The 13,859-nt window shown below is 40.8% G+C and carries 13 protein-coding genes; 5 read left to right on the forward strand and 8 right to left on the reverse strand.

Annotated features, from left to right (window positions below):
• Positions 1-943: 943 nt before the first annotated feature.
• A complete protein-coding gene (locus QZT73_RS08915) occupies positions 944-1,846 on the reverse strand; it encodes a glutathione synthetase (protein WP_291787703.1) in 903 nt (300 codons plus the stop codon).
• Positions 1,847-1,929: 83 nt separating this feature from the next.
• On the opposite strand from QZT73_RS08915, the gene QZT73_RS08920 reads away from it, so the two are divergent.
• Positions 1,930-2,682 carry a polyprenol monophosphomannose synthase gene (locus QZT73_RS08920; RefSeq protein WP_291787705.1) on the forward strand — a complete coding sequence of 251 codons (753 nt, stop codon included), beginning with the start codon at positions 1,930-1,932 and terminating at the stop codon, positions 2,680-2,682.
• Here the strand turns inward: QZT73_RS08920 and QZT73_RS08925 are convergent.
• Positions 2,660-3,877 (reverse strand): ABC transporter permease, encoded by a 1,218-nt coding sequence (locus tag QZT73_RS08925; RefSeq protein WP_291785112.1) that lies wholly within the window; start codon positions 3,875-3,877, stop codon positions 2,660-2,662. The two genes, QZT73_RS08920 and QZT73_RS08925, sit on opposite strands and share 23 nt — an antisense overlap.
• Positions 3,878-3,917: 40 nt before the next feature.
• Between QZT73_RS08925 and QZT73_RS08930 the strand changes: the two genes are divergently transcribed.
• Entirely contained in the window at positions 3,918-5,117 is a 1,200-nt protein-coding gene (locus QZT73_RS08930; protein WP_291785106.1) for a DUF1343 domain-containing protein, read from the forward strand.
• 31 nt (positions 5,118-5,148) lie between these two features.
• On the opposite strand, the gene QZT73_RS08935 is transcribed toward QZT73_RS08930, so the two are convergent.
• Complete coding sequence (locus QZT73_RS08935) at positions 5,149-6,006, reverse strand: alkaline phosphatase D family protein (protein WP_291787707.1); 858 nt, start codon at positions 6,004-6,006, stop codon at positions 5,149-5,151.
• Between the two features lie 419 nt (positions 6,007-6,425).
• Here QZT73_RS08935 and QZT73_RS08940 point away from each other — a divergent pair, with 419 nt between their 5' ends.
• Both QZT73_RS08940 and QZT73_RS08945 read left to right on the forward strand, forming a co-directional pair.
• Positions 6,426-8,171 carry a solute carrier family 26 protein gene (locus QZT73_RS08940; protein ID WP_291787709.1) on the forward strand — a complete coding sequence of 582 codons (1,746 nt, stop codon included), beginning with the start codon at positions 6,426-6,428 and terminating at the stop codon, positions 8,169-8,171.
• A gap of 5 nt (positions 8,172-8,176) precedes the next feature.
• Positions 8,177-8,794, forward strand: a complete 618-nt coding sequence (locus QZT73_RS08945; protein WP_291784116.1) for a carbonic anhydrase — start codon at positions 8,177-8,179, stop codon at positions 8,792-8,794.
• Positions 8,795-9,347: 553 nt separating this feature from the next.
• Here the strand turns inward: QZT73_RS08945 and QZT73_RS08950 are convergent.
• Positions 9,348-10,004, reverse strand: a complete 657-nt coding sequence (locus QZT73_RS08950; RefSeq protein WP_291784118.1) for a Crp/Fnr family transcriptional regulator — start codon at positions 10,002-10,004, stop codon at positions 9,348-9,350.
• Between the two features lie 113 nt (positions 10,005-10,117).
• Complete coding sequence (locus tag QZT73_RS08955; RefSeq protein WP_291787711.1) at positions 10,118-10,879, reverse strand: SDR family oxidoreductase; 762 nt, start codon at positions 10,877-10,879, stop codon at positions 10,118-10,120.
• Positions 10,880-11,030: 151 nt separating this feature from the next.
• Here QZT73_RS08955 and QZT73_RS08960 point away from each other — a divergent pair, with 151 nt between their 5' ends.
• Positions 11,031-11,858 (forward strand): universal stress protein, encoded by an 828-nt coding sequence (locus QZT73_RS08960; protein WP_291784121.1) that lies wholly within the window; start codon positions 11,031-11,033, stop codon positions 11,856-11,858.
• 75 nt (positions 11,859-11,933) lie between these two features.
• Here QZT73_RS08960 and QZT73_RS08965 read toward each other — a convergent pair whose 3' ends face one another.
• The 3 genes from QZT73_RS08965 to QZT73_RS08975 form a co-directional block, all read right to left on the reverse strand.
• Positions 11,934-12,497: a PepSY-associated TM helix domain-containing protein gene (locus QZT73_RS08965; protein ID WP_291784123.1), complete on the reverse strand. Its 564-nt coding sequence runs from the start codon at positions 12,495-12,497 to the stop codon at positions 11,934-11,936.
• Positions 12,498-12,575: 78 nt separating this feature from the next.
• Positions 12,576-13,424 carry a hydroxymethylglutaryl-CoA lyase gene (locus QZT73_RS08970; protein WP_291784125.1) on the reverse strand — a complete coding sequence of 283 codons (849 nt, stop codon included), beginning with the start codon at positions 13,422-13,424 and terminating at the stop codon, positions 12,576-12,578.
• Positions 13,425-13,448: 24 nt separating this feature from the next.
• On the reverse strand, positions 13,449-13,859 hold a 411-nt coding region (locus QZT73_RS08975), incomplete at its 5' end, for a YfiT family bacillithiol transferase (protein WP_291787714.1).

A 13,859-nucleotide genomic window follows, 5' to 3' on the forward strand; every position in this document is an offset into this window, starting at 1 on the left:
AGACCGAATCTGAAAAGATCCGGCCTGAAAATAGCAACGCTATCGGACCAATCGACTATTCCTTGGCAAGTTGCTCCTCAGCAGAGCTTGCCTCCGCTTCATCGTGGTATTGTAAGTTATCCAAAACTTCTTAGAAATTGAAACACTAACTATATTTGAACAATAAAAGTGTCAACCATTTTCAGGACGAGACAATGCTTCGACTCCGCAAGCTCCGCTCAGCATGACGTTTCAATAACTGTCATTACCTTTCTGTAAATGTCAAATTTTAAAAACTACCAATGACAGATTACCGGAATAGTCACGCTGAGAATTTAATATTTAGGAAAATGTTCAGAAGAAGAAATGACAGTTATTGAAGCTTCATCCCTCTCTACCGCAGAGGGACATTTGTGGAAGAATTTTTTTAACCACATAGGAGAAGATAGCACACATAGCTTCCACTGTATCAACCGGTTGATTTTAAAAATAAAGGTTTGCTGCTCCCCTGCTATTTTTTCTATGTCTATGTGGCGGATTTTTTTCAGCCCCAGACATAGTACATTTAGTTTTGCAAGAACCAACTGTCTGGTTTTAAAAAAGGCTTGGTGTCGCCAATCTATCCACTATGCATGGGATAAGTTGTTTTATAGGTCACTTTCCCAATTCGGGGAAGGATCTCTTGTCTCGTCCTGAAAATGGTAGTGAAGCGAAAGCCTGCCCCGATCTTTTCGGAGGGTCTCCCAAAATAAGAGGGGATGGTTACACTCCGCAATCTCCGCTACCATTGACAGAAATGTGCGTCACTCTGACGAAGGGAAAGCCTGCCCCGATCCTTTTTTCGGGGAGTCTCCCAAAATAGAGGAGATCCTTCTCCGCCTGTGGCGGATCAGGATGACGTATTAAGTGATGTCATTCCATTCTCTGTAAATGTCAAATTTTAAAAACTCAGGGTGACTCAAGTTTAGATCAGTTTGCTCACTTGCGCCTCAATGGCCTTTTTGTAGTTTTCCTGAGCTTCTTCTGAAATAAACAGGAAAAGATAGGGCTCAATCAACTCCAGTTCCATCAGGTAGAAAACCCCCTCGGTCCATACCCCGTCTACACGGGCATAAAGGGTGTCGGCAGCAAAGGTATCTACGATTTGCTGTATGTAGTTTAATTCCTTTTCTTTCGGAGTGATTGGGTGGATTTCCCCTCCAAAAAAATGCTGCACGCGGAATTCTCCTTTTTTGGGGCTTTTCAAGACGGCATGCGAAAATTTTCCATTGAAAAATAGATAGGAATACTCTCCTGTTTTGGCTACCTCTTCCACGAATGGCTGTACCATAAAATCCTCTTCCTCTAGCCAGGTCTGAATGCTAACTCCATGCTCCTGCCAATTTTGAAGGTCCAATTTAAGCGTATTTTTGGAACCACCGCTTACGGTGGGCTTGATGACAAGAGTATCTGTATTGAACTCCTTAAAATAGCTCTCTAAATGAAGAGGTTCCTTTTTTTTCAAATACTGAGTGGGAACGATGGGGAAACCCTTTTCCTGGATCTCCCTGAGGTACCATTTGTCCGAATTCCAGAGTATGGTGTCTATGGAGTTGAGGCTGGGAATGCCGAATTCCTGTATTTTTTTACACCAGGCTTTGAATTCACCGTAGCGGTCAAAATAATCCCAAGGGGATTTGATCAATAAAAGCGCATATTCTTGCCAAATGACCTGGGGATCAGACCAGATTTCAAAGGAAAAGTCCAAACCCAACTCTTTGAGCATTTTTTCCAACATGACATCTTCATTCACTTCATTGGAAGCATATGCTCCTTTATTATCATAGGTAATGACTGCAATTTTCATGATTTCCGGTCTGTTTTTCACGCAATGATAATGCAATTTTGTGATTTTTTGATTTTTGGTCTGTATTTCCATATGATTAATCCTATTTTTGCTTTTTGGTTTTTATGAAAAAAGAAAAGCTCGTCATCATACCTACTTACAATGAAATCGAAAACATCGAGGACATGGTGCGTTCCGTGATGGTATTGCAGGGCGACTTTGAATTGTTGGTCATTGATGACCAATCACCAGATGGTACAGCTGATAAAGTCAAAGTATTGAAAAAGGAGTTTCCCGATCGACTCCATCTGCTCCAAAGAAAAGGCAAACAAGGGCTTGGCACTGCCTATATTGAGGGTTTTCGTTATGGGCTTTTGAATACTTATCAATATATATTCGAAATGGATGCAGACTTTTCCCATAATCCAACAGACCTAATTCGGTTATACAAAGCCTGTGCTGAAGAAGGAAATGATATGGCCATAGGTTCCCGCTATATAACCGGAGTAAATGTAGTCAATTGGCCAATGGGTAGGGTACTTATGTCTTTTTTTGCCAGCAAGTATGTGCAATTTATTACAGGTATGCCCATTAAGGATGCCACAGCAGGGTTCAAATGCTACCATCGAAGGGTTTTGGAGGCCATTAATCTGGATAAGATTCGCTTTATCGGTTATGCTTTCCAGATTGAGATGAAGTTTACGGCTTGGAAACTTGGATTTAAGATCGTGGAAGTGCCCATTATTTTTACAGATAGGACAAAAGGGACTTCTAAAATGAGTACCCATATTTTCCGTGAAGCCGTTTTTGGGGTGATTTATATGAAGTTCAAAAGTTTATTTGTGCGTTATCGCCCTAATCAAAGCGTATCGCCTTAATGGGCTGAATATTGCTGATTACCATTGCGGGGATAAAAAGTACCATGGAGGTCACAGTAAGCACCAGCACATTCATGATTATAAAAACAGGCCAATTCCAAAAGATGGGTACAAAGCTCATATAATAGTTTTCCGGATCCAGTGGAATAAGGTGAAATCTATCCTGAAAGAAGCCAAACCCTAAAGCAATGGCATTACCTATCAGTAACCCTCGTCCAATGATCCTCACCCCATTCCAAACAAAAATTCGCCGGATCTGACTGTTTCTTGTCCCAAGAGATTTCAATATACCGATCATCTGTGTTCTTTCCATGATCAGGATAAAGAGGATGGAAACCATGTTGAATGCTGCCACAAAAAGAATCAGACTCAAAAAAATGTATACATTGTTATTGAGTAACTGTAGCCAATCAAAAATCTCCATGTATTTATCCGTGACTTTGACCAATTTAAGGTCATAATCCAAGATATCATATAGTGGATCCACATATAGCTCAAGGTTTTTGGGATTATTAATAAATACTTCAAAGCCTCCAACCTGATCTTCAGTCCAACCGTTCAGGTTACGGATGGTCTGAATATCTCCAATGATGATTTTATCATCAAAATTCTCCAGGAAAGTTTCATATAGTCCCACTATCTCCAGTCTTCGGAATCGGGGAGGATCCTGCACAAAATACATGGTCACCCGGTCTCCCACATCCAAGAGCAGCGTATTGGCAATTTTAGTACTGAGGAGTACTTCATTGCTGGCTCCTTCATCGGAAAACTGAATAAATCTACCCTTTTTAATGGAGGTTTTAAATGCCAAGGAATCAAAATCAGGGCCCACTCCTTTCATCAGTACCCCTTCCACCTCATTATCTCCCTTAAGCAGACCGGCCTTATGGGCAAAGGCCTGAACATGCGCAATATTGTTCTGATTTTGGTAATCCTGATAAAAGTCCGATTTTTTGCTGGTAGGAGATTCTTCAAAAGCATTTCCTGACATAAAGCGCATCACCTGAAAATGTCCTGTGAATGAAAATACTTTATTGGATATTTCATTTTGAAAGCCTCCCAGAATCATAAAGGAAATCAGGGAAATGGCAATTCCTATGGCCACTGAAGCCACAGCAATGCGGTGGATGGTTCCTGTGAAACCACCTGTCCTTTTGAAACTGATTCTTTTGGCAATGAAATAAGAAAGGTTCAAGGAATTTCTTAATTTGGTGGAAAACTTGCGCAAAATAACTATGAAGTCACTCAAATTGATCATTCTTTTCAGTTTTTTAATGACATCCTTGGCTTTTTGTAAAAATCCCACAAAAAATGGGGATGAAAAGAAGGGTGAAACTCAAACTGACATCTTGCCCGCAGCAGATCAACCTGAAAATTACTTGCCTTTGTTGGAAGGGAAGCGGGTGGGTCTGGTAGTGAACCAAACCTCTATTTTGACCCAAAGCAACAATATGCACTTGGTGGATTTCCTCATGATGGAAGGCATTGATGTAAAGAAAGTATTTGTTCCGGAACATGGCTTTAGGGGTGATGCAGATGCAGGAGAGGCAATTAAGTCAGAAGTGGATCAAGCCACAGGTTTACCGATTGTTTCCCTATACGGAGACAATAAAAAGCCCGCAAAGGAATCTTTGAAAGATATTGATATACTGATCTATGACTTACAAGATGTAGGGGTGAGGTTTTATACCTATATCAGTACCATGCATTATGTGATGGAAAGTTGTGCGGAAAACAATATGCCTTTGTTGATTTTGGACAGGCCCAATCCCAATGGAAATTATGTGGATGGACCGGTATTGAAAAAAGGTCTTGAAAGCTTTGTGGGCATGCATCCCATTCCGGTGGTGCATGGCCTCACGGTGGGTGAACTCGCCCGTATGATCAATGGGGAAGGGTGGCTAAAAGGTGGTGTCCAAGCGCCAATTCAGGTGATTGCGGTAAAAAATTGGGACCATAGTATGCATTACAGTCTGCCGGTAAAGCCATCCCCCAATCTTCCAAACGACGTGTCCATCAGGCTTTATCCAACTTTGTGTTATTTTGAGGGTACGGATGTTTCCTTGGGGAGGGGGACTTATTTTCCCTTTCAGGTCTATGGTTACCCTGATTCGAAATTTGGAGATTTTACCTTTACCCCGGTTAGTATTGTAGGGATGTCCAAGAATCCGCCCCAACAAGATAAGTTATGTTATGGTGAAGACCTTAGAAATACAGATTTGGACCATCAGTTTACGCTCAAATATCTGCTTCGGGCTTATTCATTGTCAGGGAAAAAGGAGAAGTTTTTCAATAATTTCTTTGATAAATTGGCTGGAACAGATCAGTTGAGAAAAGATATCCTATCAGGCAAATCAGAGCAGGAGATACGTGCAAGCTGGCAGCAGGATTTGGCAGCATATAAGACTATGCGGGATAAATACAGGATGTATTGATTTTGGGGCAGAATTCCTGAGAGGATTCTGTTTACCTAATGGGTATCTTTTGCTCCAAATAAATCTGTGCTTTTTCGCCTTTGATATAATAAGTCATCCACTCATTATCCCAATCAAAATTCACTGTGCCATAATGTAGGGATGCGATAAGGTTACCGATCCGGTAAGGGTTATATTCTTCCCGGTAACTGGGCCAGGTATGGGTAAGCCCGGAAGATGTAATTTCATACAATCCATTGGGAAATCTTTGGTCTTTGAGCAATGAAATTTCAGCAATATGTCTATCCCCGCTAATCAATACAGGATTTTTGGCTTTAGAACTGGAGATCAGATTGAGTAGGTGCTCTCTTTCTTTGGGAAAATTGGACCATTTTTCAAAGGGATGCTCAGTGGGAATGACCTGAATACCTGAAGCGATGATATTTATTCTTGCGGTACTGTTTTGAAGTTCTTTTTCCAGCCAAGCCCATTGCACTTCACCAAGCATACTTCCTTCCAAATTGGGAAGGTATTTTCTATCTTCTTTAAATAGGGTATCCCTGTGGAAACGGGTATCCAAAAGGATCACTTTTACCGAATTGTTTACTATGCCATATGAATAACTTGCATAAGCACCTTCCTGCTTTCGGCGGGGACTGTCTTCAGGTTCATCTAAAAAATCCAACAGTCGCTCTTGCGATGCCGCTTTTTGAACAAAATATTTTCCTCCGTCATTGATTCCATAATCATGGTCATCCCAAATGCCAATCACGGAAGTGTTTAATCTTAGTCTTCTGTAATCTAAAATATCCTTTTGAAGGGTGTACTTTTCTTCCAATAGATCCATGTCATGCGTATCCCCATACACGATGTCGCCAAGCCAGATCCAGACATTGGGGTTTTCCGCCATAATAGGATTCCAAAGAGGTTGTGGTAGCTCATGTTTATTGCAAGAACCAAAGCTGATTGTTTCTATAAAACTTTTATTATTCCTTCGGTTTTGGGCCAAGCAGTTCGAAGCATGGACCACAAAAATAAAGATAGCAATCAGTAAGAATGGATTTTTTTTTTCATGGATCCAATTAATTGATTTCGAATTTGAAAAATGAATTTCGGATCTCCATCTAAGTCAGTATGAATTGACAGAAACATAAAAATGGCTTAATCTAAACTTCACAATAGCGGTTCATTTCAATTCTTTATTTTACCTCTTGCTAACATGTAACAAACATCACCAACATTACTGATGAAAGTTGGGACTTTTGTTGATGTATTGGAGAGGTCAAATGACTTTCCGGTTTTAATTCTAATTAAGAGAAGATTCACATCATGAATAAAAGCATTGCCAATACCATCAAGGGCTATCTGCCCATTCTGGAATGGTTGCCGAATTACAAAAAATCAGATATCCATGGAGACCTGTCAGCAGGACTGACGGTAGGTATCATGTTGATCCCACAGGGAATGGCTTATGCCATGTTAGCTGGGCTGGAACCTATACACGGGCTTTATGCGGTGACAGTTCCTTTGTTATTATATGCTATTTTTGGAACATCCAGGCAGCTTGCGGTGGGTCCTGTGGCCATGGTTTCTTTGTTGACAGCAGCAGGGATTGCCAGCTTGAATGCAGATTCACCCGAACAATACTTATTATACGCCTTGTCCTTAGCCTTTTTGGTTGGCCTGATCCAATTTGGAATGGGAATCCTAAGGCTTGGCTTCGTGGTCAATTTCCTATCTCATCCTGTGATCAGCGGATTTACTTCTGCAGCGGCGATCATTATTGGTCTGAGCCAAATTAAGCACCTTTTTAGGATCAATTTGCCCAATTCAGAACATATTCAGGAAATGGTAGTAGCCATTGCCCAGAATATAGGGGATATACACTGGCTGACCTTTGGAATTGGCGTTATAGGGATCATCATAATTAAATACGGTAAGAAAATACACAAGAGTTTTCCTGCACCTTTGGTGGCGGTGATTGTTGGGATTGCACTGGTTTCTGGTTTTGATCTAACGGAGCAAGGAGTGAAGATTGTAGGGGAGGTGCCCAGTGGATTGCCGACCTTGTCTTCTCCTTCATTCGATATGGAAATTTGGAATACTTTGCTTCCCATTGCATTGACCATCTCCCTGGTGGGTTTTGCGGAGAGTTTTGCGGTTGCCAAAACCATTCAGTCCAAGCATAAAAATTACAAGTTGGATGCCAATCAGGAATTGATAGGCTTGGGTATGGCCAATTTTGGTGCAGCCTTTTTCAGAGGTTATCCGGTGACAGGAGGTTTTTCCAGGACAGCTGTTAACAATGATGCAGGCGCGAAAACTGGACTGGCTTCCATCTTCAGTGCGATATTGATAGTTTTGACTTTATTGTTTTTTACAGGCTTGTTCTATAATCTGCCAAGTGCAATTCTTGCAGCGGTTGTGTTGGTCGCAGTATCAGGTTTGATTGATTACAAGGAGCCTATCCACCTCTGGCACAAGGACAAATCAGACTTTGCTATGTTGATCGCGACTTTTGTGATTACACTGACTTTGGGCATTGAAACAGGAATTATAGCTGGTATGGTTTTATCCTTGATTGTGGTTATTTACCGTGCTTCCAGGCCGCATATGGCCCGATTGGGCAGGGTCCCGGGTACGAATATTTTCCGAAATGTAAATAGGTTCAAAGATTTGGAAGAAAGGGATGAGTTATTGATGGTAAGAATTGATGGTCCGATATATTTTGCCAACATAGAATTTATCAAAGGCAAATTGGATAAGTGGATTGCCTCTAAAAAGGACAAAGTCAATATGATTGTATTCAATATGGAAAGTGTTACCAATATTGACAGTACAGGCGCCCATGCCCTCAATGAATGGATTCTTGCCTGGAGGAAATCGGGTATTGATGTCTGCATGAGCAGTATCAAAGGTCCTGTAAGAGATGTGTTGAATCGATGGGGTATTTTGGAATGCGTAGGGGCAGACCATGTATTCTTGGATGATAATTCTGCAGTATCTGCTTATGATAAGGACATTGACCTGGAATTATTAGATAAATATTCACCCTATGCCACTCAAACCAATTGATCATTATGTGTAAGTTAGATTTAGATAAATATCTTGAATTCAATAAAGAATGGGCTTCCACCATGCTGAATTCCCAAAAGGGATATTTCGATACGCTGAAAGAAGGACAGCATCCCAAGGCCTTATTGGTTGGTTGTTCCGACAGTCGGGTTTCCCCTTCCAAAGTACTGGGGATTGACCTGGGTGAACTTTTCATCCACAGAAATATCGCCAATGTAGTATCCCATACGGATCTTAATTTTCTCTCTGTGATGCAGTATGCTGTGGAGAGCCTGGGCATTCATGATATCATCGTATATGGACATTACGGTTGTGGTGGTATCAAAGCAGCTTATGAAAACAAGACCAATGGGCTGATTGATAACTGGCTGGCTACTATCAAGGATGTGATCCGTCATTATAAGGCTGAACTGGAAGCCATTGAGGATGAAAATGATAGAATCAATAAACTGGTGGAATTGAATGTACTGGAGCAGATTGAGAATATCAAGCAGACTTCTGTTTACAAAAAGGCCATTGCCAGGGGAGAGGAAATCAGGTTACATGCTTGGGTATTCGATTTCTCCACAGGCTTGGTGCATGATTTAAAGAAGAAATACAATATTATGCCCGCAGCGGTATGATTTTTTGATTGATTGACATCTGATCAAAGCAAAAAATGCCGTCTTTTGGGCGGCATTTTTTTTGCTTGCTCTTTGGGATTTGTAATCCCGAAGAGCGATACAAAGGATTTGCAATCCTTCTTTTCTCATCATACTTAGGTTTTATAATTTGGCATTTACAGTTATTGAAACGTCATGCTGAGCGGAGCTTGCGGAGTCGAAGCATCCCCCCTTATTTTGGGAGACTCTTCCTTCGTCAGAGTGACGTACATTTCTGTCAATGGTACGTAGTGAAGCATACCCCCTTATTTTGGGAGACCCCCCGAAAAGATAGGGGCAGGCTTTCGCTTCACTCAGGGTGACGGTTCCAGTAACCTGTCAATGGTAGCGGAGTTTGCGGAGTCGAAGCATCCCCCCTTATTTTGGGAGACCCTTCCTTCGTCAGAGTGACGTACATTTCTGTCAATGGTACGTAGTGAAGCATCCCCCCTTATTTTGGGAGACCCCCCGAAAAGATCGGGGCAGGCTTTCGCTTCACTCAGGGTGACGGTTACTAATCTATCACTGTTAGACCTTAGGCACTGATCAATTCCTCAAAATCATCTCGGATATATATGACATTCCGACCCAATTCAATCCACTTCTTCTTCTCTAATTGCTTCAATAATCTGGAGATCACTTCTCTGGAAGTACCAAGTTCGTTGGCTATTTCCTGATGGGTGATGTGGAGTTCATTCGCTTTGTATTGTTTCATTTTGGTGACGATGTATCGCATAAGGCGTTCGTCCATTCTTTTGAATGCAACAGCATCAAGGGCTACTAACATTTCCTGAAACCTGGATTGGTAAGTCATAGAGACGAAGTCTTTCCACTGTTTGTATTTGTCTGAAAATTGTTCGTGCTTATCTATGGGCAGACCTAAAATAACTGTCTTTTCTTCAGCAACAGCTTTGATTTCGCTGGGTCTTGAAGCAGAGCAACAAGTCAGGGAAAGGGCGCAGGTTTCTCCAGGTTCCAGATAATATAGGAATAATTCCTTGCCATCTTCATCCATTCTGAGGATTTTAATTGCTCCTTCCAGCACAATAGGGACCATTTTTATAAATTGTCCCGGTTCGGTAATTATCTTCCCTGCGGGGAATTCATGGATATGGCCATATTCTAAAAGTGCATTCAGTAAATTGGGATCTGTGATATTGGGGAGCTTAAGTTTTAGTGCTTCTAATTCCATGAATTATTTTTTTTTAAAAGTAAATTTAAGGCCTGCACTAATTTAGTGATAAAAGTTACAATAGAAAAAGGCCGGATAAAATACCCGGCCCTTTTCAATACCAAACCTATTAATTAAGCACTAAAACCACCGTCCACTACATGGACGGCACCTATAATGAATTTACTTTTGTCAGAGGCAAGAAAGGAAGCCATCTGTGCGATATCTTCATTCACTGCATATCTTCCCAATGGGATCATACTTTCAAAGCCCTTTTTAACCTCAGCCCCTGCTCCGGGAGCAAACTGATCCTCCAGGGAACGCATCATCCGGTTGTCTACTGGTGAGGGATGTATTGTATTCACACGGATCTGAAAAGGAGCTCCCTCCTTAGCGGCAACCCTCATGGTGCCAATTGTAGCATGTTTGCTGGTAGTATAAGCAATCATCTTCGCCGTACCTGTCAGACCTGCTACTGAAGATGTAATGATAACAGACCCGCCGTTTTCCTTCATATATGGGAAGGCATATTTCATACCCAACCAGACACCTTTTACATTGACATTCATGACCAGGTCAAACTCTTCTTCTGAATATTCTGTAAGTGGTTTTACCACTCCTTCTGTTCCTGCATTTAAAAACAAAATATCTAACTGTCCAAATAATGCCATTGCCTTATCTGTATATGCTTTCACTTCCTTTGATTGGCTTACATCAGCTTTAAAAGTATGTACTTTGTCACTGGCCAAATTTTCTTTAGCCTCTTTTAAATTTTCCTCACTAAGATCAACCAAGAGAATACCTTCCACTCCTTCTTCTAAGAATAATTTGGCTGTCGCAAGACCTATTCCTCCAGATCCTCCTGTAATGATGGCGTTCTTTCCTTTTAGTGTCATAATGGGTTTTATTTTTGATTCAATTCAAAGTTAATACCTATACATAAAAAGAAGCGTAGCAATAATCAGGGATATACATGACTTTGATCAGGGTTTAAATGCAATGAATTTCGGACATTTAGGTATCAGAAAACCAAATTAACCCCTTACTATGAAACGTATTATTGTTCCTATTGACTTCTCATCTTATGCTGACAATGCTTTTTTAACCGCACTTAAAATCGCAGACAAGACCAATAGTACCATTACTTGTGTCAATGTGGTCAGTACCAATTTGGATTGGAAGAATTTAAGTGCTGAAAAGCGTCAAGGTCATCAGAGTATTTTGGATTTGGAGGCAGAATCCAAAGACAAATTGAAAGCTTATGTGATGGATCACAAACTTGGAGGTGTGCCCGTTGAAAGTATTGTAGAGGTAGGGGTTCCACACGAAGAGATTGTGGCATTGGCCCTTAAGCAGAAGGCTGACCTGATTGTTATTGGGGCCTATGGTAAAGGGCATACCAATGAAAAATTTGTAGGGTCGAACATACAAAAGGTACTTCGTTTTGCCGATTGTCCGGTATTAGCCGTTAAAAAGGTGATGAATGGCAACCATTTCAGGAAAATGGCTTTTGCTTCCATGTTTAATGAGGATTCCAGGCCGGCGTTCATGAAAATGAAATCGTTTATAAAAGATTTCCAAACCTCTGTTCATTTTCTTTTTGTCAACACCCCAAATGGATTTACCAATAGTGGGGAAGCCCTCAAGAAAATGGACAGCTTTGCCAAAGGATTGGAAGACTTGGTAATTCACAAACATATTTATAATCATCAAGAAGCTGAGTCAGGTATCATAGAATATGCAGAAAGTAATAAAATTGGATTTATCGGTGTAGCTTCTTCTAATCGAAAGCTGAAGTCCTCCTATCAGGTAGGCGTAACCGATACAGTTTTGTTCAAGTCGGATATCCCTGTATTGAGTGTAAAATTTGAATGAACCACGGACAAAAAAGCTTAGGCTTTTGAGGTTACTTTTAAACGCTGAAAATTCCTGGACCAGGGATGGAAAGTACTAAGAGTAACCTCTTTTTTTGATGCTTTTGATTTTTCTGGGGTTGTACCAAAGGTAAAAACCCGAAAAGCCAAGAATGATCAAAGCCAGAGAAGTCAAGGTAGAATAGATCAATTTGCTATTTTCAGCATCAGATTTTATGATAAAATCCAGGATGCTGCCATCATGGATCTTTTCGATAAGGTCCGAATTCCGTTGGCTGACGGAGAGAATTTCTCCAGAAAACCCATCTACCTGTACCTCTGTAAAATGGTATTTGAAAACAATTTTTATTATCCCTTTATCGGGACGGATATCCAAGCGGTCTATTTCATGGGATTTTTCCAAACTATCCCTCATATATGCGCTTCCAATTTCCAGAACCTGCTCCAGGGCTATCCAATCCACAGGATTTTCCACCTTGGTTTTTTGGGTTTTTGGAATCAATTTCATTTCTTTTTTCCAGGCAAGCAAAATGGCTGTAACCCCAATGATGATCAAAAAAAGAACAAATGGTATGCTAAACCATTTGTGTATTCTTCTATGGATTCTTGTTTGATTGGCTATTTTAGAAATTCTGCGCATACGATTTAAAGCCCAAAGATAGACTTATCTTTCATGAGTAAGAGAAAATTGCTTTTAACGGTAAGATTTCAGACTTGATCAGTGAAATACTACTTGGGCCAACTTCATAGCCTCTTCGAATTCTGTTTTATCAATGTTTGTATCCCATCCATTTTTTTCTAAAATCTTGATCAGGGATTCTGTGGCTACATTCCCTACCAACTCATCTTTGGCCATGGGGCAGCCTCCAAATCCCCGCAGGGCACCGTCAAAGCGGCGGCATCCCGCCTGAAGGGCAGACTCAATTTTTAAATGGAGATCGTCTGGTCTGCTGTGTAAATGGAGCCCAAATTCAATTTGAGGATAAGCTTCAGCATTGATTTGGTACAATTCAGCAACTAAAGAAGGGATGGCAGAACCAATCGTATCAGCAAATGAAATAATTTTAATTCCTATTTCATCTAGTTTTTTCACAAATTCTGCGACCAAATCCGGTGAATAGGGATCGTTGTAAGGGTTGCCAAACCCCATACTCAGGTAGGTCACTAAGGTTTTGCCTTTTACTTCACATAGGTTTTGAGTTTCCTCAACAGTCTGAAGTGCTTCTGCTATGGACCTATTGGTATTTCTTTTTTGAAAGGTTTCAGAAACAGAGAGTGGGAAACCCAAATAATCTATTTCATCAAAATTTAAGGCATCCTCAGCCCCTCTGGTATTGGCAATAATGGCGAGTAATTTGGATTTGGAACGATGCAGATCCAACAAGGAAAGTACTTCTGCTGTATCACGCATCTGGGGGATGGCTTTTGGACTTACAAAACTCCCAAAGTCTATGGTGTCAAATCCAACTTCCAACAACTGATTGATGTAAGCGGCTTTGATGGCGGTATCTATAAACCCCTCCATTCCCTGCATGGCATCTCGAGGGCACTCTATTAATTTAATCATAGCTTGAAACTAATTCCAAACCGATCAAATTCCAATAGCTTTTTTATGGATTGGTTTTTTTCTATTGGAAACCAACTTGATATGACCAAGATGGTGCTTGCAGTGCCAGGAATATAGGGCCAGATTTCTATCTAAGCGCACTTCTTTTTTCATTTCGGGATGGTAAAATGATTTTTTATAATCTTTAGTTTTCATAGACTCAAGTAGTTTGACCCATCTTACATGAAGTCCTTCCAAAATTAAAATAGAACTGTATACCGAAACTTCCGTGTAGTCAGCTCCTTGTGCCCATAAATCCTCATGATAAGATTTTATTTGAGGATTATCCTCTGTAAGCGCTAGCTTGAACCGTATAAAGCTGTTCATATGACTGTCTGCACAGTGATGGATGACTTGCCGGATGGTCCATCCACCAGGCCTGTATACTTTGTCTAG

It is taken from the genome of Cecembia sp., assembly GCF_007126775.1.
Classification (GTDB): Bacteria; Bacteroidota; Bacteroidia; order Cytophagales; family Cyclobacteriaceae; genus Cecembia.

Bases quoted from the DNA above. Each gene is read 5' to 3' on its own strand.
- QZT73_RS08920 (WP_291787705.1), top strand. From the start codon at position 1,930: ATGAAAAAAGAAAAGCTCGTCATCATACCTACTTACAATGAAATCGAA.
- QZT73_RS08960 (WP_291784121.1), top strand. From the start codon at position 11,031: ATGAAACGTATTATTGTTCCTATTGACTTCTCATCTTATGCTGACAAT.
- QZT73_RS08930 (WP_291785106.1), top strand. From the start codon at position 3,918: ATGAAGTCACTCAAATTGATCATTCTTTTCAGTTTTTTAATGACATCC.
- QZT73_RS08950 (WP_291784118.1), bottom strand. From the start codon at position 10,004: ATGGAATTAGAAGCACTAAAACTTAAGCTCCCCAATATCACAGATCCC.
- QZT73_RS08940 (WP_291787709.1), top strand. From the start codon at position 6,426: ATGAATAAAAGCATTGCCAATACCATCAAGGGCTATCTGCCCATTCTG.
- QZT73_RS08965 (WP_291784123.1), bottom strand. From the start codon at position 12,497: ATGCGCAGAATTTCTAAAATAGCCAATCAAACAAGAATCCATAGAAGA.
- QZT73_RS08955 (WP_291787711.1), bottom strand. From the start codon at position 10,879: ATGACACTAAAAGGAAAGAACGCCATCATTACAGGAGGATCTGGAGGA.
- QZT73_RS08945 (WP_291784116.1), top strand. From the start codon at position 8,177: ATGTGTAAGTTAGATTTAGATAAATATCTTGAATTCAATAAAGAATGG.
- QZT73_RS08935 (WP_291787707.1), bottom strand. From the start codon at position 6,006: ATGGCGGAAAACCCCAATGTCTGGATCTGGCTTGGCGACATCGTGTAT.
- QZT73_RS08970 (WP_291784125.1), bottom strand. From the start codon at position 13,424: ATGATTAAATTAATAGAGTGCCCTCGAGATGCCATGCAGGGAATGGAG.